Origin of the sequence: Xanthomonas sp. CFBP 7698 (assembly GCF_003600855.1) — a bacterium.
GTDB lineage: Bacteria > Pseudomonadota > Gammaproteobacteria > Xanthomonadales > Xanthomonadaceae > Xanthomonas > Xanthomonas cannabis.
Map to the genome: position 1 here is coordinate 35411 of NZ_PRDN01000002.1, position 23522 is coordinate 58932.

General features: G+C 65.3%; 19 protein-coding genes and 1 tRNA gene. 2 read left to right on the forward strand and 18 right to left on the reverse strand.

The features are described from left to right. Positions 1-174: 174 nt before the first annotated feature. The 16 genes from XnspCFBP7698_RS07915 to rlmE all read right to left on the reverse strand — a co-directional run bounded on the left by XnspCFBP7698_RS07915 (position 175) and on the right by rlmE (position 21189). Entirely contained in the window at positions 175-2118 is a 1944-nt protein-coding gene (locus tag XnspCFBP7698_RS07915) for a methyl-accepting chemotaxis protein (RefSeq protein WP_233548975.1), read from the reverse strand. Positions 2119-3017: 899 nt separating this feature from the next. Beyond that, positions 3018-3110: transfer RNA gene (locus XnspCFBP7698_RS07920), tRNA-Ser, on the reverse strand. Between the two features lie 83 nt (positions 3111-3193). Further along, complete coding sequence (gene csrA, locus XnspCFBP7698_RS07925) at positions 3194-3406, reverse strand: carbon storage regulator CsrA (protein ID WP_003481884.1); 213 nt, start codon at positions 3404-3406, stop codon at positions 3194-3196. Positions 3407-3545: 139 nt separating this feature from the next. Further along, positions 3546-6194, reverse strand: coding sequence for an alanine--tRNA ligase (gene alaS / locus XnspCFBP7698_RS07930; RefSeq protein ID WP_104580133.1), 2649 nt, complete (start codon positions 6192-6194; stop codon positions 3546-3548). 101 nt (positions 6195-6295) lie between these two features. Continuing rightward, positions 6296-6784 (reverse strand): recombination regulator RecX, encoded by a 489-nt coding sequence (gene recX, locus XnspCFBP7698_RS07935; protein ID WP_039563830.1) that lies wholly within the window; start codon positions 6782-6784, stop codon positions 6296-6298. A 250-nt stretch (positions 6785-7034) separates the two neighbouring features. Continuing rightward, complete coding sequence (gene recA / locus XnspCFBP7698_RS07940) at positions 7035-8069, reverse strand: recombinase RecA (protein ID WP_039404226.1); 1035 nt, start codon at positions 8067-8069, stop codon at positions 7035-7037. Positions 8070-8241: 172 nt separating this feature from the next. Next, positions 8242-8871, reverse strand: coding sequence for a transcriptional repressor LexA (lexA, locus tag XnspCFBP7698_RS07945; protein ID WP_104580132.1), 630 nt, complete (start codon positions 8869-8871; stop codon positions 8242-8244). Positions 8872-8949: 78 nt separating this feature from the next. After that, the gene (gene ubiB, locus XnspCFBP7698_RS07950) at positions 8950-10626 is read right to left on the reverse strand and encodes a 2-polyprenylphenol 6-hydroxylase (protein ID WP_047694107.1); all 1677 of its coding nucleotides are present in this window, start codon (positions 10624-10626) and stop codon (positions 8950-8952) included. A 577-nt stretch (positions 10627-11203) separates the two neighbouring features. Further along, entirely contained in the window at positions 11204-13726 is a 2523-nt protein-coding gene (locus XnspCFBP7698_RS07955; protein WP_104580131.1) for a TonB-dependent receptor, read from the reverse strand. Between the two features lie 265 nt (positions 13727-13991). Beyond that, positions 13992-14486: a CinA family protein gene (locus XnspCFBP7698_RS07960; protein WP_039404219.1), complete on the reverse strand. Its 495-nt coding sequence runs from the start codon at positions 14484-14486 to the stop codon at positions 13992-13994. Between the two features lie 370 nt (positions 14487-14856). Further along, entirely contained in the window at positions 14857-16176 is a 1320-nt protein-coding gene (gene hflX, locus XnspCFBP7698_RS07965; RefSeq protein ID WP_104580130.1) for a ribosome rescue GTPase HflX, read from the reverse strand. A gap of 11 nt (positions 16177-16187) precedes the next feature. Then, entirely contained in the window at positions 16188-16466 is a 279-nt protein-coding gene (hfq, locus tag XnspCFBP7698_RS07970) for an RNA chaperone Hfq (protein ID WP_005915027.1), read from the reverse strand. A 77-nt stretch (positions 16467-16543) separates the two neighbouring features. Beyond that, positions 16544-17527 (reverse strand): tRNA (adenosine(37)-N6)-dimethylallyltransferase MiaA, encoded by a 984-nt coding sequence (miaA, locus tag XnspCFBP7698_RS07975; RefSeq protein WP_104580129.1) that lies wholly within the window; start codon positions 17525-17527, stop codon positions 16544-16546. Continuing rightward, the gene (folP, locus tag XnspCFBP7698_RS07980) at positions 17527-18429 is read right to left on the reverse strand and encodes a dihydropteroate synthase (RefSeq protein ID WP_104580128.1); all 903 of its coding nucleotides are present in this window, start codon (positions 18427-18429) and stop codon (positions 17527-17529) included. The genes miaA and folP overlap by 1 nt, the downstream gene beginning before the upstream one ends. Before the next feature lie 128 nt (positions 18430-18557). After that, positions 18558-20498, reverse strand: coding sequence for an ATP-dependent zinc metalloprotease FtsH (gene ftsH / locus XnspCFBP7698_RS07985; protein WP_047694095.1), 1941 nt, complete (start codon positions 20496-20498; stop codon positions 18558-18560). Between the two features lie 58 nt (positions 20499-20556). Next, positions 20557-21189, reverse strand: a complete 633-nt coding sequence (gene rlmE, locus XnspCFBP7698_RS07990) for a 23S rRNA (uridine(2552)-2'-O)-methyltransferase RlmE (protein WP_047694093.1) — start codon at positions 21187-21189, stop codon at positions 20557-20559. Positions 21190-21254: 65 nt separating this feature from the next. On the opposite strand from rlmE, the gene yhbY reads away from it, so the two are divergent. Then, positions 21255-21560: a ribosome assembly RNA-binding protein YhbY gene (gene yhbY / locus XnspCFBP7698_RS07995; RefSeq protein ID WP_055844291.1), complete on the forward strand. Its 306-nt coding sequence runs from the start codon at positions 21255-21257 to the stop codon at positions 21558-21560. Between the two features lie 16 nt (positions 21561-21576). Further along, positions 21577-21951 (forward strand): Mth938-like domain-containing protein, encoded by a 375-nt coding sequence (locus tag XnspCFBP7698_RS08000; protein ID WP_104580127.1) that lies wholly within the window; start codon positions 21577-21579, stop codon positions 21949-21951. Between the two features lie 178 nt (positions 21952-22129). Here the strand turns inward: XnspCFBP7698_RS08000 and XnspCFBP7698_RS08005 are convergent, their stop codons facing one another. Both XnspCFBP7698_RS08005 and XnspCFBP7698_RS08010 read right to left on the reverse strand, forming a co-directional pair. Beyond that, positions 22130-22909 (reverse strand): peptidoglycan DD-metalloendopeptidase family protein, encoded by a 780-nt coding sequence (locus XnspCFBP7698_RS08005; protein ID WP_199680118.1) that lies wholly within the window; start codon positions 22907-22909, stop codon positions 22130-22132. Continuing rightward, positions 22906-23520 (reverse strand): YqaA family protein, encoded by a 615-nt coding sequence (locus XnspCFBP7698_RS08010; protein ID WP_104580125.1) that lies wholly within the window; start codon positions 23518-23520, stop codon positions 22906-22908. The genes XnspCFBP7698_RS08005 and XnspCFBP7698_RS08010 overlap by 4 nt, the downstream gene beginning before the upstream one ends. Between the last annotated feature and the right edge of the window lie 2 nt (positions 23521-23522).

Genomic DNA, 23522 nt, shown 5'->3' on the forward strand with positions numbered 1-23522 from the left:
ACTGCGGCACGCGCAGGCTTGCGCGGCCCGCATCGAGCGGGGGGCACACGTCAAAACACAAAGCCCGCGTCTGCGGGCTTTGTGTCGTATGCGGGTGTGCTCGCCCTGTCATCCACGTCTGACGCCCCTGGCAGACATCATGCCGCGCTGATGCCTCCATGTACCGCCTTGTGCCTAGGCCGCCTGCGGCTTCATGTCCGCAGCGGCCGGTGCGCCGGCTGCCGCAGCGCCGGGGTCGTCACCATTGACCAGCGCGAACAACGCGTCGGCATCGGCTTCCAGCACGCGCGCCGATCGCGCCAGATCATCAACCATCTGTGCCTGGTCGCGCGCCTGCACGCCGATCGATTGCAGCGCCGTGTTGGCGGTCGAAATGTCCTGCGCCTGCTCCTGGCTGGCCGCCGCGATCTGCTCCACGGTCGCGGTGACGCGCAGCACCGAGGTCACCACATCCTGCATCACGACACCAGCCTGTTCGGCCAGACGCGAGCCATCGCCGACCTGGTCGGTCGCGTTGTCGATCAGCGAGCGGATTTCCTTGGCCGAAACGCTGCAGCGCTGCGCCAGACTGCGCACTTCGGTCGCCACTACGGCAAAGCCACGGCCCTGCTCGCCCGCCCGCGCCGCTTCCACTGCCGCATTGAGCGCCAGGATATTGGTCTGGAAGGCGATGCCGTCGATGACCTCGATGATCTGGCCGATCCGGTCGGTGGCCGAACGGATGCCGGCCGTGGTCTTGACCACGTCGGCAATCACGTCCGCACCGCGCCGCGCCACGGCAGCCGACTCCTCGGCCATGCGTCGTGCCGAGCCGGCATTGTCGGAATTGGCGCGCACCGTCGCGGCCAGCTGGTCGATCGTGCCGGACGTCTGCGCCACCGCGCTGGACTGCGTGGACACGCGGTTGACCAGGTCCTGGTTGCTGGCGGAAATATGATGCGACTCGCGCTGCACGTTCTGCGCGATGCTCATGGTCTGCCGCATGAGGTCACGCATGCGTTCGGCCGAGCGCACCTGGTCGGTCACGTCGGTGGCGTACTTGACCACCTTGTACGGGCGTCCGGACACATCCAGGATCGGGTTGTAGGACGCCTGGATCCACACCGCACTGCCGTCCTTGTGCAGGCGGCGATACCGGCCCACATCGAACTGGCCGCGCGCCAGCTTCGCCCAGAAGTGGCGGTACTCATCGGATGCACGGTAGGCGGCGTCGACAAATACGCCATGGTGCTTGCCGATCGCCTCTTCCGCCGCATACCCGAGAATCGCCAGAAAGTTGTCGTTGGCAGCCAGCACGCGGCCGTCGAGATCGAACTCGATGACCCCCATCACCTTGTCGATGGCGCGCATGCGGCCATCCGCATCGGCAGAATCGATCACCTGGCGCGTCACATCGGTGGCGTACTTGACGACCTTGTATGGGCGACCCAGTGCATCGAGGACGGGGTTGTAGGACGCCTGGATCCATACATCGGCACCGTCCTTGCCGATGCGCTTGTAGCGACCGGCGTCGAATTCCCCGCGACCAAGCGCGCCCCAGAACGCACGATAGGCAGCCGACTGACGCGTTTGCGCATCCACGAACATGCCGTGGTGTTTGCCACGGATCTCATCGAGCCGATAGCCCATCACCTGCAGGAAGTTCTGGTTGGCATCGAGCACCGTGCCATCCAGCGAAAATTCGATGACTGCCATGACCTTGTCGATCGCGTCGATCCGCCCTTCGAAATCGGCGGTCTGCCGCACCTGCTCGGTGATGTCGGTGGCGTACTTCACCACGCGGTAGGCCTTGCCCGCTCGGTCCAGCAACGGATTGTAGGAGGCATTGATCCAGACCTCGCGGCCGTGCTTGTCCAGACGGCAGAAACGCCCTGCGTTGAAATCGCCGCGCCGCAGCGCCGCCCAGAACTGGCGATAGCTCTCGCTGTCGCGATCGCTCTTGGTCACGAACATGCGGTGATGCTGGCCGACGACCTCTTCGCGCCGGTACCCCATCAACGACAGGAAGTTCTGGTTGGCTTCGAGAATGCGGCCATCCAGATCGAATTCGATCACCGCCATCACCCGGTCCACCGCATTGGCCTTGTGCTGCAGCCCACGGCTCCAGGAAGAGAACAGGCGTCCAAGCAACGATAGGCGCATCACATCGACATCCGAGATATGGGTCACCCCCTTAACGACCTGCGTGCCGGTTACTTGATCGCAATTGCAACCGGCGTCTCGCGCGGTTCAGATGCAGCCAAGCTGCGAGCCGACCACAGCCAGGCAGGTTCACCGTGAGGGACATCAGACGGCCGTCTTGGCTGCCGGCGTCACTGCCTCAATCGATAAGTAGACGTGCTTCAACAGCGTGGGCTGTATGGGCGATGCCATGAACTCCGGATCCAGATGCGATCGAGCCCACGAGCTGGATCTCGGATGCACTGCATGTGCGCAGGGGCAGGTCGCCGTGTCAGATCAGCCATTGCCTGAGTTGCACGCATCCCAGCGATGAGCACTGCGCACACACGGAGTGGGTTTGCCGCACCCAGCCGCAGTAAAGCTCACATCGGTCGATACCCGGCACCTGGGATCACTGGTTGGCCGTCACTTCCAGGCGCAGGCCGCCTGCACGCCCGGCGACGTGACTGCGCTTTTCGCAGCACAGCTGCGCATTGCGTGCTCACGCATCGGGGGGGCGCACAAGAACGACACGTGAGTGCAATGCACGTCGTCGCTGTGCGCGATCGGCGTTCGGCATGGCAGTAGTGAGGAAAGTGATACCCCGGATGACCAGATCATGCATTCGCTGCGATGACCGCCACGCAGTCCGCGTTGCAGGCCCAAGGCAACGGGAATCGATTGGGGATGCCCAATTGGACGGGACGCAGAACGAAATCGATGCGCCTTCATCCGCGATCTGCCATTCGCCGCTTTACCACGTGCTGCTTCGCAGACAATCGCACGCCGGAACGCGCTTCACCCAGACCAGAAACAAAAACGCCTGCAAATCAATGATTTGCAGGCGTTCGGAACACTGGCGGAGCGAGAGGGATTCGAACCCTCGATAGAGCTTTTGACCCTATACTCCCTTAGCAGGGGAGCCCCTTCAGCCGCTCGGGCATCGCTCCAGTTTTTGCGTCCTGCCGCGATTTCCGTGGCAGGCCGCGAAGAATACCGGGTAACAGGGGCTAACGTAAACCCTTTATGACGATCAATTCGAAGAATCGTCGCCGTGATGCGCGCCAGAGGCGACCGGCTCGTCCCCACGTTGGATGCGCTGATAGATCTCTTCGCGATGCACAGCCACATCTTTCGGTGCGGTGATACCGATACGCACCTGATTACCCTTGACGCCGAGCACGGTAACAGTGACCGAGTCGCCGATCATCAAGGTTTCGCCTACCCGGCGAGTGAGGATCAACATTTTGCAAATCTCCTGGAACCGGTGGGTTTCCCACCAGCATCGACGGCCTCCTGAGTGAGACGCGCCCTAGGTAAAGGGAATAGACCAGAAATGGTAGCGGGACATCCTGCCAGCCATCAAGGCATAGCAGGACAAGTGTTCAGCCCAAGTGTTGCTTGACCCAGGAGGGCACACCGTCGAGTGCGGTCGCAAGGGCGGGCCCGTCCTCGCCACCACCCTGGGCGAGATCCGGACGGCCACCGCCCTTGCCCCCGATCTGACTGGCGATATGGCCGAGGAGTTCCCCCGCCTTCACCTTGCCAGTTGGGCTGCCATTCACGCCGGCAACGAGCGCAACCTTGCCGGCCGATGCACCGGCCAACACGATCACCGAATCGCCCAGCTGCTGCTTCAAACGGTCCATCGCATCGCGCAGTGCCTTCGCGTCGAAACCTTCCAGGCGCGCGGCAACCACCTTGACCCCGGCAACGTCGATCGCACCGGCACCGAGGTCGGCCGTCGCGCCGGAGGCCAGCTTGGCCTTGAGCGATTCCAGCTCGCGCTCAAGGCGCTTCTGACGCTCGGTCAGCGCGCGCACCTTGTCGACCACCTCGGTGGTGTTGCCGCCGAGCAGACTAGCCGCGTCGGACAAACGGCGCTCTTCGTCGGCCACGTAGTCCAGGGCACCCTGCCCGGTCACCGCCTCGATGCGGCGCACGCCAGAGGACACGCCGCCCTCGGAGGTGATCTTGAACAGACCGATGTCACCGGTGCGGGTGACATGGGTGCCGCCACACAATTCGGTGGAATAGCCGCCCATCTTCAGGACGCGCACGTTCTCGCCATACTTCTCGCCGAACAAGGCCATCGCGCCGAAATCCAGTGCCTCCTGCATGGCCATGTTGTGCACTTCGACGCTGTGGTTGGTACGCACTTCGGCGTTGACCTTGCGCTCGATTACCGCGAGTTCTTCCGCGGTAATGGGCTGGAAGTGCGAAAAGTCGAAACGCAGGCGATCGGGCGCCACCAGCGAACCCTTCTGCTGTACATGCGTGCCCAGTACTTCGCGCAGCGCGGCGTGCAGCAGGTGCGTCGCCGAATGGTTGAGGATGGTCTTGCCGCGGCGTTGCACGTCGATGCCTCCGGCCAGCACATCGCCCAGCGCGAGCGAGCCTTCGGTAATGCGTCCCACATGGCCGTGGAACTGGCCGGCAAATTTCTGAGTGTCAGCAACCTCGATCGATACATCGGTATTGCTCAACTGCCCGCTATCGCCGACCTGTCCACCGGATTCTGCATAGAACGGGGTACGGTCGGTGAACACGATGACCTCATCACCAACCTCGGCACGCTCGACCGGACGGCCCTGCTTGAGCAGCGCGACAACCTTGAGCGCGTCGGCGTCGTGCGCCTCATAACCCAGGAACACGGTCGGCGACATGGTGGCGACCAGATCGGCGGGTAGCGCGACGCCGCCGCCGAACTTGCCTGCCGCGCGCGCGGTTTCGCGCTGCCGCTCCATCGCAAACTCGAAACCCTCCATATCGACCCGCATGCCGCGCTCACGTGCGATGTCGGCGGTCAGGTCGACCGGGAACCCGTAGGTGTCGTACAGACGGAAGGCATCGGCGCCGGGAATGACCTCCTGCGAGCGTGCCGCCACGTCGTCGAAGATCTTCATGCCGGCGTCCAGCGTCTCGGCAAAACGTTCCTCTTCCGCCAACAGGGCGCGTGCCACGGTTTCCTGCGCGGCGGCCAACTCCGGGTAGGCCTCGCCCATCAGCTCGACCAGCGTCGGCACCATCTTGCTGAAGAACGGCTGGCGCACACCCAGCATCCAGCCATGGCGCAGCGCACGCCGGATGATCCGCCGCAGCACATAGCCGCGCCCTTCGTTGGAAGGCAGCACGCCATCGACGATCAGGAACGAACAGGCGCGGATGTGATCGGCGATCACACGCAACGACTTGTTTTCAAGATCGGTGATGCCGGTCAGCGCGCTGGCCTTGCCGATCAAGGCCTGGAACAGATCGATCTCGTAATTGGTATGGACGTGCTGCAGGATCGCGGCCAGACGCTCCAACCCCATGCCGGTGTCCACGCACGGCGCCGGCAGCGGCACCAGGGTGCCGTCGGGCTGGCGGTCGAACTGCATGAAGACCAGGTTCCAGATCTCGATGAAGCGGTCGCCATCTTCGTCGGGCGAGCCGGGCGGGCCGCCGGCGATGTGATCGCCGTGGTCGAAGAAGATCTCGGTACACGGACCGCACGGACCGGTGTCGGCCATCTGCCAGAAGTTATCCGACGCGTACGGCGCACCCTTGTTGTCGCCGATGCGCACGATGCGGCTTTCCGGAATGCCGATCATGTCGCGCCACAGGGCGAATGCCTCTTCGTCGGTGTGATACACCGTGACCAACAGGCGGTCGGCCGGCAGCTTCCAGACCTGGGTCAACAGCTCCCACGCCCAGGCGATGGCGTCCTTCTTGAAGTAGTCGCCGAACGACCAGTTGCCCAGCATTTCGAAGAAGGTGTGGTGGCGCGCGGTATAGCCCACCGAGTCCAGGTCGTTGTGCTTGCCGCCGGCGCGCAGGCAGCGCTGGACGTCCGCGGCGCGCACATAGCTGCGCTTTTCCGCGCCAAGGAAGACGTCCTTGAACTGGACCATGCCGGAGTTGGTGAACAGCAAGGTCGGGTCGTTACCCGGCACCAGCGGCGCGGATGGCACGATGGTGTGGCCCTTCCCCTCGAAAAACGCGAGGAAGTCACTACGGATCTGGGAAGTGCTGAATTTGGCAGGTGCGTTCATGAGCTGGCATTGGGCGGGCGGCAGTCCCGGTCACCCAATGAAATGTGGGCGCAGAGGAGCGGAACAACCTGAAACCACGAAGGGTAGCAGGCCTGACGCCCTCAGTCCTCAAGGTCGAAGCGGGTGGCGCGACGAATACAGTCGCCGTCGAAACCGCGCCTGGCCAATAGATCGGCGGCCTTGCGCCGCTGCGGCAGATCGACCGGCCCTTCTTCACCAAACCGGCGCCGGATCAGATCGCGTGCGTTCTCGATCCAATCGCCTTCAAATGTGGCCATGGCAGCACTGACGGCATCGCTATCCAGGCCATGAGTTCCCAGTTCGGCACGGATGTGCAGCGGGCCATAGCCCGACCCGGCGCGGTTACGGACCACCGCCGCGGCAAACCGGGCGTCATCCTGCCAACCTTCGCCCGCGAGCCGCTCGACCGCGGCCTGTGCGGCCTCCGGCTCGATCCCGCGCGCCAGTAGCTTTCGGTTCAATTCCTTGCGTGAATGCTCGCGTCGCACCAGCAGGCCGAGTGCGCGCTGGACCGGCGTCTGCTCCTTGAACCGGCGTCCCCGCTTTGGTGCGGGTTCTTGCTCGTCCATCGTGACGTGTCCCCCTAACGCTGAATCAATGCGCCCTCCGTGGCGCCTGCCCTCCTGGCCTTCGATAGATCTACCGCGAGAAGCAACGGCACTGACTCCGCCGTCCTCGCGATAGAAAAACTTGGCGCGTCACCTGCAGCTGGCCAACAAAGCGATCGATAGCGCTTGAGTCCGCCGAGTCCATCACCGAACCCGACGGGCCGTCTGCAGTGCCAACGCACCAGTCGCAGCCGGCCGCCAGCGGTTGCGCTTATTCCTTCTCGGCGTCGTCGCCTGCTTCGCGGGGCGCTTCGGCGGGCTGGAACTTCTCGCGCAGCTCTGCTTCGAGCTTGGCAGCGACCTGCGGGTTGTCGCGCAGGTAGCCACGCGCATTGTCCTTGCCCTGACCGATACGCTCGTCGCCGTAGCTGTACCAGGCACCTGCCTTGTCCACCAGCTTGGCTTCCACACCCATGTCGATCAGTTCGCCTTCGCGGCTGATGCCTTCGCCGTAAAGGATTTCGGTCACGATCTGCTTGAACGGAGGTGCCAGCTTGTTCTTGACCACCTTGATCTTGGTCTGGTTGCCGATGATCTCGTCACCCTTCTTGATCGCGCCGATACGACGGATGTCCAGGCGCACGGAGGCGTAGAACTTCAATGCGTTACCGCCGGTGGTCACTTCCGGGCTCTGGCCCGGCATCATCACGCCGATCTTCATGCGCAGCTGGTTGATGAAGACCACCAATGTGTTGGATCGCTTGATGTTGCCGGTCAGCTTGCGCAGGGCCTGGCTCATCAGGCGCGCCTGCAGGCCCGGCAACTGGTCGCCCATTTCGCCTTCGATTTCCGCCTTCGGGGTCAGTGCGGCCACCGAGTCGACCACCACGATGTCCACCGAGCCCGAGCGCACCAGCATGTCGGCGATTTCCAGCGCCTGCTCACCGGTATCGGGCTGCGACAGCAGCAGGTCGTCGACGTTGACGCCCAGCTTGGCGGCATAAATCGGATCCAGCGCGTGTTCGGCATCGATGAAGGCAGCCGTCCCGCCCTTCTTCTGGCACTCGGCAATGGCCTGCAGGGTCAGCGTGGTCTTGCCCGAGGATTCGGGGCCGTAGATTTCCACGACGCGGCCCTTCGGCAGGCCGCCGATCCCCAGTGCGATGTCCAACATCAACGAACCGGTCGGAATGATCTCGACCGCCTCGATCACGCGGTCGCCCATGCGCATCACGGAGCCCTTGCCGAATTGCTTTTCGATCTGGCTCAGTGCGGCGGAAAGGGCGCGCTTCTTGTTCTCATCCATCTGGGTGATCCTTGTCAGTGATTTCGGTGTGGAGCTAATGTAGCGGCGGTGTATCGCACAGGCTGAGACTGGCGGCGACACACTCAGATTAACGATGCAGACCCTGCGCTGGCAGCGGTGAATCCTGCGCTACCGGCTGAGAAAAAAGCCAGAGCGCACATCGGCGCAATCCTTAGCGATTGGGCCTCAGCAGCCCGCAATACAGGCCTTCGATGGCGAAATCCTGATCCGGCAGCACTTCGATCGGCGCATAGTCCGGGTTGCGCGGCAGCAGACGGATCCGGTCCTTGCCGATCTTGAGCAATTTGACCGTGATCTCTTCTTCGATCCGGGCCACCACGATCTGCCCGGAGCGGGCGTCGCGGGTGCGGTGCACGCCAATCAGGTCGCCGTCGAAAATGCCTTCGTCGCGCATGGAGTCGCCCTGTACCTTGAGCAGATAGTCCGGTGAGGGCGAGAAGAACACCCGGTCGAGCACGACGAAGTCGTCCGAGCCGATATCGGCACCAATCGGCAAGCCCGCCGCCACGCGGCCCAGGACGGGCAAGCGCAGCACGTCGTCGCGCGCCGGCGGCGTGCGCGGCTGCGCGCCCTGCCCGGCAAGCCGAATCCCGCGCGCCTGTCCCGGCACGCGGCGGATTGCCCCGGCCTGCTCCAGGGCCTCTAGGTGATATTGCGCGGCGCGCACGCCCTTGAAGCCGAAAGCGCGGGCGATTTCGGTCTGCGAGGGCGGAACGCCGTCGGTCTCGATGCGCTCGGCGATCAAGGCCAGGATGGCTTGCTGGGTATCGGTCAGGTCCATGGTTAGTAGTATTACTACTAACGACACGCGACGCAATACCCAGAAGCTGCGGTCGTTCGGCTGCGATGACCGGCTCTGCTATCGCCGGCTGCGCCAGATCGAGAACAGGATCCAGATGCCGCACAGGCCGGCACCGATGAACCCACCGACGCCCAGCCCGAGCAGCCAGCGGCTGGCGCTACCGCCGACGCTGTTCATGACGATCGACGAGCCGATCACCAGCGCGGCGGTGACGATGCCCATGGTGAGGCGATTGGCAGCGCGGTCGACCTGGTCGCCGAACTCGCGCAAGGCGCGCGTTTCCACCTGCAACTGCAGCTTGCCGCGCCGCGCGGCCTGGATCAGCCGCTTGAGATCGCGCGGGAGATCACCGATCAGGTCGATCGCGCCAGTCACGGTGCGACGGCTGCGCCGCAACATGGCGCGTGGTGCATAACGCTGCAACACCACACGCTCCAGATAGGGCCGCGCTTCGGTGGCCATGTCGAAGTCCGGGTCGAGCTGGCGCCCCATGCCTTCGAGGGTGAGGAAGGCCTTGATCATCAGCGCTAGATCCGACGGCAGCGTCAGGCCATGATCTCGCAGGATCGCGGTGACGTCGCCCAGCATCGCGCCGATGCGCAACTCCTTGAGCGGCACGCCGCGGTACTCGTCGACGAAGGCTCCGATGTCCTGCTGCAAACGCGCCTCGTCGATATCCAGACTGGTCCCTGCCCACTCCAGTAACACGTCGATGACCGCGTCGGCGTCGTAGCTGACCATGCCATGCAGCAGCTGTGCGACCTGAAACCGACGCTGCTCGGACACCCGCCCGACCATGCCGAAATCGATGACCGCGATCCGGCCATCGCGCAGGTAGAAAATGTTGCCCGGATGCGGGTCGGCGTGGAAGCAGCCGTGCTGCAGCACCATCTTGAGCACGATGCCGGCGCCGGCCCGCGCCAGCGCACGGCGGTCCAGTCCCGCCGCATCGACCGCCTGCAGGTCGCGCCCGGGGATGCCGTCGATGAATTCCTGCACATTGAGCGACTCGCAGGTCCACTGCCAGTACACCGCCGGTACCACCACCTGCGGGTCGTGCGCGAAGTTGGCGGCGATGCGCTCGGCATTACGGCACTCGGCGGCGAAGTCGAGCTCGCGCCGCAGTGACACGGTGAACTGCTGCACCACTTCGGTCGGGCGATAGCGCTTGAGATCCGGTGCGCGTGTCTCGACGATATCGGCCAGTCGCGCGAGCAGGCGCAGATCCGCATCGATGGTGTCGCCGATGCCGGGGCGACGGATCTTCAACACCACCGGCGTGCCATCGGCCAACCAGGCGCGGTGGGTCTGCGCCAGCGATGCGGCGGCCAGCGGGTGTTCGTCCAGGCGCGCGAAGACGGTGTCCGGTTCGGCGCCCAGCGCGGCCACCAGCTGGGGGCGGACCTGCTCGAACGGCAATGCGGGCACCGCGTTCTGCAGCTCGCTCAGCTCGTCGATCCACTCCGGCGGCAACAGGTCCACGCGCGTGGCCAGCACCTGGCCTAGCTTGACGAAGGTGGGCCCGAGTTCTTCCAGTGCGCGCCGTACGCGCACCGCCGCAGACATGCGCAAGCGACCTTCGGCGTTGTTCCAGTGCAGCAACCGGCCGGCACGTTCGAGCACATCGGCCAGTCCGATCCGGCGCACCACATCGCCGAAGCCATACCGGATCAGGACCGCGGCGATTTCCTGCAGACGCCCGAGGTCACGGACGGTGCCCAGCGCTTCCCACATCAGTGCACCGCCTGCATGTAGCGGCCTGCGTAACCGTGCGCGCGGAACGGCGGCGGTGCAGGCGACCTGCGGGCATCCGGTCTATTCGCCTGCGCTGGATGCCATCGCCAGCATGTCTCCGCCGGCGCTGGACGCACGCAGCGCGCGTCAGAAACGCATGCCTGCAGGGCGACAACGGAACGGCCGCTGCATCCGCGTGCGTGCAACGCAGCAGAACACACCGCAGCGGCGGCACAGCCGCCAGAAAAAACGGACGGCCACGCATCAGGAACGGCAGTGGAAAGCAGCAGCAACATCGGCACGCAGGTCGGCAGGCAGACCCTGTTTGTAGCCGATCTCGGCGACGCTGTCGCGTCTTTGGCCGAGCCAGGTTTGGCGCGACTCACAAACCGCGGCAGGCAGCAGCCAGGCGGATCTGGACAGCGCAGACCGCCGGATGCAACCGGTTCGGCCCATTCGGGGCCGCGCCCGCGCCCGCTCGACGGCAACACAGCGGCCTGCTGTCGCTCCGGGCAGGCAGGACTGCGCGTGTGCACCGACTACCGCGTGCGGGCAGTGGCGCGGTGTTGCGATGCGCTCAATAACGCAGCCGCAAGGTCACCCCATAGGTCCGCGGCGCGCCCAGGAACGCGTTCCAGGAGCCGGCCTGCAACGGTGTATCGATGACGATCTGTCGATAGGTTTCGTTGCCCAGATTCTCCGCCCAGGCTTCCAGCAGCCAACGCTTGTCGTCTGCACCGATGCCCACCCGCGCATTGAGCAAGGTGTAACCGGGTTGCGCTTTTTGCGGATCCAGATCGGAGCCGGCGTTGTACTCGGAGCTGTATTTGGCTCCGACGTTGGCGCGACCGGTCAAGCGGTTGCCCAACGCATGCTCGTAGGTCACCGACAGGTTGGCCGACCAGCGCGGTGCAAAGCTCGCTCGGCTGCCGGGCAGCAACGCCAGCTCTGCATCGGGCAACACATCATCGCCATAGGTGGTGTCTGCATAGCTGAGCCCGCCCTGCACCATCAGCCCGGGCAAGGCGCCCTGCCAGAGCACTTCGGTATCGATGCCGCGCGACACCACGGTGGGAATGGCGCGAACCACGAAACTGGTGCCGAGAAAATTGTTGAGCTGGAAGTCGCTGAAGTCCTGGTAGAACAGCGCTGCGTTCACCAGCAGGTTGCCGCCGAGCCAGGTGGTCTTGGCGCCGAGTTCGTAGCTGTCGACGAATTCGCCCGGAAACGAGGTGTCGTCTACCGGCAGGATGCCTTGCACGCCGCTGGACAGGCCGTCGGAAGATTGCACGCGGTCGAGATTGAAACCACCGGCCTTGTAGCCGCGCGCCGCCGACGCGTAGGTCATCAGTGATGCGTTCCAGCGATACGCCAGCTTGGCGGTGCCGGACCACTCGCGTTCGGTGCGGCGCTGTTCGGTCAGGCGGCCGGCGTGCGCGATATTGGTCCAGGGCAGACAGCTGAAGCCGATGACCTGCGGCGCAATGGAAGGCACTGCAGCTGCGGGCACGCCGCGCGAGACGAGCGCAGCGCCGATGCGCCGCAACGCGGCCGGATTCACCTGCCCGTCGGCGGCAAAATAACTCGCGCAGGCCGGGCTCCCATCGGGGTTTTCAAACGCCGAGCGCAAGGCCTTGTGCTCGTAGGTGTAGCGCAGGCCGACCACCACATCCAGCGCATCGGTGGCATGCCAGGTGTTGTTGGTGAACAACGCGGCGCTGGTGCCGTCCTGCCGAAACCGGTCCTGGCTGCCCTGCCCGCGAAACAGGCTGCCGGCGGGCAGGCCGGTCGTATCTGCGAGAAAACGCGTTGCGTCGGGGCGTGCTGCCAATGCCGGATTGATGCGTGCAAGCAGCACGCTGGATAGGTAGGGCTCGTAGGCGCTGCCAAACCGGTAGGACTCGTTACGGTGCAGGGTTTCGTCGGCATAAAACGCGCCGACCAGCCAGTCGACGCGCTCGGTGGACCCAGCCAGGCGCATTTCCTGGCTGAAGGTCCTGAACTTGGTGAGCATCTCGTTCTCGCGCGCCTGGCGGTAGAGGATATCGGCAGCGCCATAGTCGAAATCCAGGCCGTTGACCGACTTCCAGTCGCGCAGTGCGGTGATCGAGGTCAGCACTGCATCGTTCAGCCAGGGCGTGGTCCAGTCGACCTGCGCCGACACGCCCTTGTCACGGATGTCCTGCGCCGTGCTGCGGTTGCTGTAGGCGCGCCTGCGTTGCGGCTCCGCACGCGGGCTGGTGCCCTGACCGCCAGGCGCCAGCGCGTCGATCAGGGCGGCGGTGGGACCACGCTCGGTGGTCACGGTGACGCAGCAGTTTTCCTTGCGGCTGGTGGCATCGGCGGCAAGATTGATGTCCAGATCATCGCTGGGCTCCCACAACCACTGCACCCGCGCAGTACGCAAATTCTGGTCGCCATCATCGGTTGCGGTACGTGGGCCGGCCCCGGTCACCACCTGGTCGAAGCCATCGCGACGACGTCTGGCTGCATATACGCGCAACGCACTGGTCTCGCCCAGCGCGTCGTTGAACGCGCCCGCCACGCCGAGCGCACCGTAATTGCCCGCGGTGATCTCGGCATCGGCACTGCGGGTGAAACTGGGGCGACGTGTGACCACGTTGATGACGCCGGCAGAGGTGTTCTTGCCGAAGACGGTGCCCTGCGGTCCTTTCAGCACTTCGATGCGTTCCAGCTCGCCCAGGTCGGCGAAGCTCACGCCATTGCGTGCACGCGCCACCCCGTCGATGACCACGCCGACCGAAGATTCGAGCCCTGCGTTGTCGCCCACCGTGCCGATGCCGCGGATGCGTGCAGTGGTCTGCGCTGCGCTCTGGCTGCTGGTCACGATCAAGCCCGGCACCAGCACCTGCAGTTCCTTGATGTCGTGCACGCCGCTGTCCTGCAGCAGTTGTTCGGGCAAGACCGACACGACCACCGGCACATCCTGCAGCGATTCCTCGCGCTTTTGCGCGGTCACCTTGAGCGCAGCCAGGGTCGCCGGCTCATCAGGCGCGGTCTGCGCCGAGAGAGGCTGTGCGGGCAGCGCTGCCAACAGGGCAAGCGCCAGCACGGTGCGGTGGTGCCGTTGCATATCCATGAGTGTCCCCCGACGAGATCGCGTGCGCTGCCTGCAGCCAGTACCGCAGCTATGCGCGCGGTGCCACCTTACCGGGTTCGACGCCCTGTCGCGTGCCACCAGCGGAATGCGCGGAGCGCCCGACGAACGCGGGCCGCACGCAGGATGCATGCAAGCCATGCGCCGCCAGCGGCAGGACTCATCGGCAATGGAGAACGGCAGTGCCCACGCTCACACTAAAATCGAAATGCCGGCGATCCGCCGCGCGAGATGCCCGCCCGCAGAATCAAAGCAGTGCACTCAGCCCACGCAACGCGGCCACCACGGTCTGGCGCCGTACCGCATCGCGATCGCCAGCGAACTGGAACAGCTGCGCCGTGGCGTAGCCGCCGCGCCGCTTCCAGCCGATCCACACCGTGCCGACCGGCTTGTCGTCGCTACCGCCGCCCGGCCCGGCGATGCCGGTCACCGCGACTGCGATGCTTGCACCGGAGTTGACCAGCGCGCCGGAGACCATTTCGATCACGGTTTCGCGGCTGACCGCACCGTGCACTTCCAGCGTCTGCGGTCGCACGCCCAGCAAGGCCTGCTTGGCCTCGTAGCTGTAGGCGGCCATGCCGCAATCGAACCAGTGCGACGAGCCGGCAACATCGGTCACTGCCTTGGCGATCCAGCCGCCGGTGCAGCTCTCGGCCGTGACCAGTCGCTCGCGCGCAGCAAGCAGTTGCTGACCCAGGGTTTCGGCCAGCTGCTGCAACTCGGAATCGGCGGACAAGGACATGGGCACGGCGATGAAGGAAGGCAGCGGACGTTTTAGCCCAATTCGCCGCCCCTGTCTGCGGCTGGCCCGGCGCGCCGGCCCCGGCGGCGTAGCCGCGATTCAGTCGCACTGTGTTGCCTGGCAGCGGAAGCGAGGGCATGGCGTGCACAACGGCGCTCGCTCACTGCGCTGCCGCTGCGGCGATATGACGTCCATCCGCCGCCGCCACGCCAATCCTTTCCAGACCGCCCTGCTCCAGCTTGCACCGCCGCTGCAGCCCACCACGGGTGATCCGCAGCCGCGCCGGCGGAGACTGGTGCGCAGCTCGCCCATCAGCGCACGGGCGATGACCTGGCAAGGCGGCTTGCGCAGGCCGCCGTACACGAAGGACCTAGGTTTCCCAGTCTTCCCGGCGGTCCGGCAGCATCGCGCGCAGCGGCGCGCCATCGTCGCCTGCGGCAAGCCGCTCGGCTTCGACCATCGGCAGGTCGACGTCGAGCAACCAGCCGTCCTCGTCAGCCTGCTCGCCGCGGACCACTTCCAGCTGGTGCAGCTTGGAACGCAGGCGGCCGGCCGACGGCGGCAGCCGCAGTTGCCCGGTCACATGACGCAGATCCAGGCGTTGGCCGAGCGCGTGCTGCAGCTCTTCCAGACCGCGGCCGTCGCGCGCGGAGATCCACACGCGCTCGCGGCGCGCCGGGTCGGGAATCCCGTCCTGCGCGTCGTGGCGCACTTCGGCGCCGTCGATCCTGTCGATCTTGTTGAACACCAGCAGCTGCGGCAGATCGCCCGCACCCACGGCATGCAGCACTTCGTCGACCTGCAGGATGCGCTCTTCGCGCAGCGGGTCGGCCGCATCGACGATATGCAGCAGCAGATCGGCCTCGCGCGCCTCCGACAGGGTCGAGCGGAACGCAGCCACCAGTTCATGCGGCAGATCGCGCACGAAGCCGACCGTATCGGCCAGGATCGCACTGCCGCCCGGCAACGCAATGCGGCGCACGGTGGGGTCCAGGGTCGCGAACAACTGGTCGGCCGCGTAGGCGTCGGCGCCGGTCAGGGCATTGAACAGCGTCGACTTGCCGGCATTGGTGTAGCCCACCAGTGCGATGCGCGGCAATTCGCTGCGCAGACGCGCGCGGCGCATCTGATTGCGCTGCACCTCGACCTTTTCCAGCCGCTTCTGCAACTGCTCCACGCGCTTCTGCAGCAGGCGGCGGTCGGTTTCCAGCTGGGTTTCGCCGGGGCCACGCAGGCCGATCGCACCACCGCGCTGGCGCTCAAGGTGGGTCCAGCCGCGCACCAGCCGGGTGGCCATGTGGCGCAGCTGCGCCAGCTCCACCTGCAGCTTGCCTTCGTGGCTGCGCGCACGCTGCGCGAAGATATCCAGGATCAGCCCGGTGCGGTCGATCACCCGCCGCTCCAGGTAGCGCTCCAGGTTGCGCTCCTGGCCGGGCGACAAGGTGTGGTTGACCAGCACCAGATCCGCGCCGGTGGCCTCGGCCGCCGCCTTGACCTCTTCCAGCTTGCCACTGCCGATCAAGGTCGACGGGCTGGGTTTGTCGATGCGCGCGGTGAGCGTTGCCGCCACCGTGGCGCCCGCCGACTTTGCAAGGTCGGCGAACTCCTCCAGCACATCGTCCTCGGCAGGCCCACCGGAATGGGTCTGAATCAACAGCGCGTGTTCACCCTTGCGTGAGCGATCAAACACGCACTACTCCATTACTGCTCGACGTCGTCATCTTCCGCTTGATTACCTTCATTGGATTGCACGTACCCACCACCCGGCCCCACGCGCACATTGCGCGCCGGCACGACCGTGGAGATGGCGTGCTTGTAGACCATCTGACTCACCGTGTTGCGCAACAGGACCACGAATTGATCGAACGATTCGATCGTGCCCTGCAGCTTGATGCCGTTGACCAGATACACAGAAACCGGCACTCGCTCGCGCCGCAGCGCATTGAGGAATGGATCCTGTAAAGATTGCCCCTTAGCCATCGAAAACTCCTCGTCGTTCTTGTTCTTATTGTCCCGGTCGACACCCGCCATCCCCAGCCGGCCCCGGAAACGGGATGTTACACGCCTGAAGGCGACTGCACAGCGGGACGATGAGCGAGGAAGCCGACAAGTGCGTCATCCAATTGATGTCGATCACGCTCCGGGTCGAACCAGCGCGCGTCGAGCTCGCCACGTAGCCAGGTGAGCTGCCGCTTGGCGAGCTGTCGGGTCGCCTGCACCGCCTTGTCACGGAACTCGGCCAGGCTGCCGGCCCCATCCAGATACTCCCAGGCCTGGCGATAGCCCACCGCGCGCACTGCGGGCAGATCCAGCGGTGCGGCCACCGCCTGCATCTGTGGTAACGCCCGCAGCTGCCGCACCTCTGCCAGAAAATCCTGCGCCAGCATCGCGTCCAGGCGGTGTTCGATGCGTGCATGCAGCACCGCACGCTCGCATGGCGCCAGCACCACCTTCAGCACCCGAACCGGCAGCCGCGGACCCGGCGGTAGCGCCTGCCAATAACTGATGGGCCGCCCGCTGACGCGGTAGACCTCCAGCGCCCGCTGGATCCGCTGCGGGTCGGTGGCGTGGATGCGTGCCGCCGCAACCGGGTCCACGTGTGCCAGCTGCGCGTGCAAGCCGGCCCAACCAAGCTGCTCGGCCTCGGCCGCGATGGACGCGCGCACCGCCGGGTCGGCCTCGGGCAATTGCGACAGGCCTTCCAGCAACGCACGGAAATACAGCCCGGTGCCACCGGCGAGAATCGGCAACTTGCCGCGCGCCACGATGTCGTCGATCGCCTTGCGCGCATCGGCGGCAAATTCGGCGGCCGAATAGACCTGCCAGGGATCACGCAGATCGATCAGGTGATGCGGCACCGCTGCCCGCATGCCGGCATCGGGCTTGGCCGCGCCGATGTCCAGCCCGCGGTACACCAGGGCCGAATCGACGCTGACGATCTCCCCATCCCAGCACTGTGCAGCTTCCAGCGCCAGCGCAGTCTTGCCGCTGGCAGTAGGGCCCATCAGGGCAATCGCGAGCGGGCGTCGGTCGGCAGGCATCAGTCCTCGTCCGGCCAACGGATCGTCGGCGCGGCCGGTGCAATGACGCGCGGGACGGGAATGGCCGCCATTGCGCTCCACACCTTCAACGCATCCACGGTCGCCGCCACATCGTGCACGCGCAGCAGCAGCGCACCGTGCTGTGCGGCGATCAGATGTGCCGCCACCGAGCCGTGGATGCGTTCGGCGGCGATCTCGCGCCCGGTCAACTCGCCGATGCTGCGCTTGCGCGACAGCCCCGCCAGCACCGGCAGGCCGAATTCCTGCAGTCGCTGTAGCTGCGCCAGCAAGGTGAGGTTATGCGTGGTGGTCTTGTCGAAGCCGAAACCCGGGTCCAGGATCAGCCGGCGCTTGTCGATGCCGGCCATCTCGGCGGCGAAGATGCGTTCGGCCAGAAACCGGTGCACCTCACCGACCACATCGTCATAGTGCGGCGCGTCCTGCATCGCATGTGGCGCGCTGCGCGCATGCATCAGCACCACAGGGACGCGCAGGTCCGAGGCCGCTTCCAATGCTCCGGGCGAACGCAACGCATGGACGTCGTTGATCATGCCGGCGCCGGCCGCGACTGCTGCGCGCATGACCTCCGGTTTGAAGGTGTCCACGCTGATCGGCACGCCGGAGCGCTGCGCCAGCGCCTCGATCACCGGAATCACCCGCTGCAGCTCCTCTTCCACCGACACCGCTGTAGCACCCGGGCGGGTGGATTCGCCGCCGATATCCAGCACCGCAGCGCCCTGTTCCACCAGCAACAGCCCATGCGCGATTGCCGCTTCGCAGGTCGCATGCTGGCCGCCGTCGGAGAACGAGTCGGGCGTGACATTGACGATCCCCATCACCTGCGGCGCATCCAGTCGCAGGCTGCGGCCGGCGCAATCCAGTTTGAGGGCGGTATCGAACATCGGGCGGTGTCTCCTGGGGTGGCTGCGATCGCTCGCACATGGGCCTTGATGCAGCCTGATAACGCATCAAGGCCGGGAATCGCTTCCCGGCCTTGATGGATGCATCTGCAGATCGGCGTTTGACTGGCTTAGATCTGCTCGGCGGGTCCGGCGATCGGTGGCAACGGACGCGGGCTGCCCTTGTCGTTGTTGTTGCCACCGTCCTTGTCGGACTTGCCCCAACCGGCCGGCGGCGGCGGCTCGCGGCCTTCCATGATGGCGTCGATCTGCGGCACGTCGATGGTCTCGTACTGCAGCAGCAACTGCGACATGGCATGCAGCTTGTCCAGATTCTCGGTGAGGATGGTCTTGGTCTTGCTGTAGGCCTTGTCCAGGATCGAACGCACAACTTCATCGATCTTGCGCGCGGTCTCGTCGGAGACGTTCTTGTGCTGCGTCACCGAACGACCCAGGAATACCTCGTCCTCTTCCTCGCCGTAGGCCACCGGGCCAAGCTCGTCGGACAGGCCCCACTTGGTGACCATGTTGCGCGCCATCTTGGTGGCCCGCTCGATGTCGTTGGACGCACCGGTGGTGACCTTATCGCCGCCGAAAATCAGCTCTTCGGCAACGCGACCGCCGTACAGCGAGCACAGCTGCGATTCGATGGCGACACGGTTCATCGAGTAACGGTCGCCTTCCGGCAGATACATGGTCACGCCGAGTGCGCGGCCGCGCGGAATGATCGTGACCTTGTAGACCGGGTCGTGCTCCGGCACCAGGCGCCCGACGATGGCGTGGCCCGCCTCGTGATACGCGGTGAGCGTCTTTTCGTCTTCGCTCATGGCCATCGAACGACGTTCGGCGCCCATCAGGATCTTGTCGCGGGCACGGTCGAAGTGGTCCATACGGACTTCCTTCTCGCTGCCGCGCGCGGCAAACAGCGCCGCTTCGTTGCACAGGTTGGCCAGATCGGCGCCGGAGAACCCCGGGGTGCCGCGTGCGATGACCATCGGCACCACGTCGTCGGCCAGCGGCAGCTTGCGCATGTGCACGCGCAGGATCTGCTCGCGACCCTTGACGTCCGGCAAACCGACCACGACCTGGCGGTCGAAGCGGCCCGGGCGCAGCAGCGCCGGGTCCAGCACGTCGGGGCGGTTGGTGGCCGCGATCACGATGACGCCTTCGCCGCCCTCGAAGCCATCCATCTCGACCAGCAACTGGTTCAAGGTCTGCTCGCGCTCGTCGTGGCCGCCACCCAGGCCAGCACCGCGATGACGGCCCACTGCATCGATTTCGTCGATGAAGATGATGCACGGCGCGTGCTTCTTGGCCTGCTCGAACATGTCGCGCACGCGGCTGGCGCCGACGCCGACGAACATTTCGACAAAATCGGAGCCGGAGATGCTGAAGAACGGCACCTTGGCCTCGCCGGCAATCGCCTTGGCAAGCAGCGTCTTGCCGGTACCCGGCGGGCCCACCATCAGCACGCCACGCGGAATCTTGCCGCCCAGCTTGGTGAACTTGGTCGGGTCGCGCAGGAAGTCCACCAGCTCGCCGACCTCTTCCTTGGCTTCGTCGCAACCGGCAACGTCGGCAAAGGTGATCTTGATCTGGTCTTCGCCCTGCAGCTTGGCGCGCGACTTGCCGAAGCTCATCGCGCCCTTGGCACCACCACCGCCGCCCTGCATCTGGCGCATGATGAACAGCCAGAAGCCGATGATGAGAATGACCGGCAGGAAATTGAGCACCAGCGACCAGAAGCCCGGCCCGGTGGACGGCTTCTGACGGGTCATTTCAATGTTCTTGCTGTAGAGCACGTCGACCAGCTTGTCGTCGCGCGGACCGTACACGGTGGCTTCGCTGCCGTCGGTGCGCTTGAAGCGGATCGCATTGACGGCGAGATTGGTCTCGTCGGTGTAGTCCACCGACTTGACGCGCCCGGAGTCAACTTCTTTCAGAAACTGGGTGTAGGTGATCGAGTCGGCACCGACGCCACCCGCCATCCGCGGCGAGAAGCTCTGGAAGACAACCATCAGCACAACTGCGACGACCACCCACAGCAGCAGATTCTTGGTCAAGTCGTTCATCCTCATTGGCTCCGGTGCCCTCTACTCTTATGCTTGAAATACGGTGGTCATTGGCAGCTTACTTGATCTGGACACGCTTGCCCTGACCGAGCGCATAAACTTCCGGGGAGCGCTTGCGCGAGGCCGCCGGCTTGCGGATCGTCACCTTGTCATAGCGGCGGCGAAGCTCGCGAATGTAGTCGTCGGACCCCACACCCTGGAACAGCTTGATCAGGAACGCCCCGCCCGGTTTGAGGTGGGTGTCGGCAAAGTCCATCGCCAGTTCCGCCAGGTGCATCATCCGCGGTTGGTCGACCGCATCCATGCCACTCTTATTGGGGGCCATGTCGGACAGAACAAGGTCCACCGGCACATCGCCCAACATCGCTTCGAATTGCGATAGGACGGCCTGCTCCCTGAAGTCGCCGTGAAGGAAGTCCACCCCGGCCAGCGCCGGCATATCCAGGATGTCCAGCGCCAGCACCCGGCCGCTGTCGCCCATGGACTTGCGCACCTGCTGCGACCAGCCGCCGGGCGCGGCGCCCAGATCGACCACAACCATGCCCGGCTTGAGCAGCCGGTCGCGCTGCAGCAGCTCTTCCAGCTTGTAGGCCGCGCGCGAGCGCATGCCTTCGGCCTGGGCCTTCTTCACGTAAGGGTCGGCGAAGTGTTCCTTGAGCCAGCGCTGGCTGCTTTTACTGCGGGAAGGCATTGGCAAAGGGGTCCGAACGGGTCGCCATGATACCCTGAACACCCTTTGCTTCCCTTCGATCCTGCATGTCCATTGTTCTCACCTCCGCCCAGAACCGTTTCCTGCGCGGCCAGGCCCACGATCTCAAAGCACTGCTGCAGACTGGCGGCAAAGGGGTCACACCGGCATTTCTGGCCGAACTCGAGGAAGTGCTCGAGCGGCATGAACTGATCAAGGTGAAGGTCGCCTCCGAGGATCGTGAGACGCGCGATGCATTGATCGCCGAGCTGGTCGGGCAGACCGGCAGTGCCCTGGTGCAGCGGATCGGCCACGTTGCCATCCTGTATCGCCCCAGCAAGGAAAAGCGCCAGATCGTGCTGCCGCGCGGCTGAGCCAGACGAGTTCGTTATGCCCCTGAGCCAGGAACATCCCGATTACGCCTATGCGCTGCGCGCGGCCGATGGCCGCCATGCCAAGGTCAACGACCAGATCCTGCAGCAGAGCTTCATCCTGATGCCCGATGCGCTGGTGGAGCGCTGGCCGGTACAGGACCTGGCGCAGCTACAGGTCAGCCACATGGAGGCGGTGCTGGCAATGAACCCCGCCGTGATCCTGCTGGGCACCGGCGATCAGCAACGCTTCCCCGACGCGCAGGTGCTGGCCGCCTGCCTGACCCGCGGCATCGGGCTGGAAGCGATGACCAACGCCGCCGCCGCGCGCACCTATAACGTGCTGGCCAGCGAAGGCCGCCGGGTGGCGTTGGCGATGGTGTTGCCGGGCTAATCGGGAATCGGGAATCGGGAATCGGGAATCGGGAATCGGAAACAGCGGGCCAGGCTAGGCTTTTACTGTCAAACAAACGTTCGACCAATTCTCAGATGCGGTAGTTGCCGGCCGTCAAAACTACCCCGACGAAGCCCCAGCCAAACGCTGTTGCGATTCCCTATTCCCTACTCCCAATTCACTTCTTCGGCAGATACAGCAACGGATCCACCGGCTTGCCGTTGTAGCGGATCTCGAAGTGCAGCATGTCGCGGGCGGCGCCGCTGCGGCCCATTTCGGCGATCTGCTGGCCGGCCTTGACGCTCTGGCCCTCGTTGAGCAGGCGCTTGCGGTTGTGGCCGTAAGCCGACAGCCACTGGTCGTTGTGCTTGATGATGATCAACTCGCCGTAACCGACCAGGCCGGCGCCGGAATACACCACGACGCCATCGGCAGCAGCACGCACGGCCTGGCCGCTGGCACCGGCGATGTCCACGCCCTGCTTGGTGGTTTCGCCGGTGACAAAGGTGCCGACCACCACGCCGTCGGCCGGCCAGCGCCACGGAAACCCGCTGCTGACCGGTGCGGCGACCGGGGCCGCCGGCCGTGGCGGGACCACGGTGCCGGCAACCGGGGCGCTGCTGCTGCCGGGCTTGCTGGCACCTGGCGGATACAGCTTGAGGGTCTGGCCGGGATAGATCGTGTTGGGCGAGGACAGGCCGTTCCACGCAGCCAGATCCGGCGCGGTGATGTTGGTGCGGCGCGAGATGGCATACAGGGTGTCGCCACGCTGGACGGTCACCGTTGCACCGGGGCGCGGCACCGACGGACGCGGCGCCGCAGATGGACGTGCGGACGACGAACCACCGCCGGCTCCCGGCGATCGCACCACCGTGGCGCTGCTGCAGGCGGCAAGCCCGGCCGTCACCAGGAGCAGGACTGCTGTCTTACGTACCGAATTCATCTGCAACTTGCTCATCCGTTGGTTGTCTTCCACACCAGCCACCCTGCTCCCACCGCCAGCACGGCCATCGCCACCCAGCCCAGCGGCTCGATCCAGCGATGCAGCGCGGCTTCGGCGCGCGCACCGCCCAGCCGGATCGCGCCGGCGACCAGATACACGCGCTTGCCGCGACCGACCAGCATGCTGGCGATGAACGGCAGGATCGGCACGCCGACCACGCCCGAAGCCCAAGTAAAGATCTTCAGCGGGATCGGCGTGAAGCCGACCAGTACCAGGGTCCAGAATGCCTTCCACGGCGACTCGGCCACCAGCGCGCGCAGGGTTTCGATCTGCGCCTGAATCTTTGCGCTCCAGCCCAGCCATTCAATCAGCGGCTGCAGCGCGGCGAAGGCGAAGTGGCCGAGCAGATAGCCCACCAGCGCGCCACTGAGCGAGCCGATCAGGCTAAGCGTGGCGAACCACAGCGCGCGCTTGGGCTCGGCCAGCGACATCGGCGCCAACATCACCTCCGGCGGCACCGGAAAGATGAAGCCTTCCACGAAACTGAGGCCGGTCAGCAGCGCAGGAGCGCGGCGGTGGCGCGACCAACGGATGGCCACGTCGTACAACGGCCCGAAAATCTTCATCG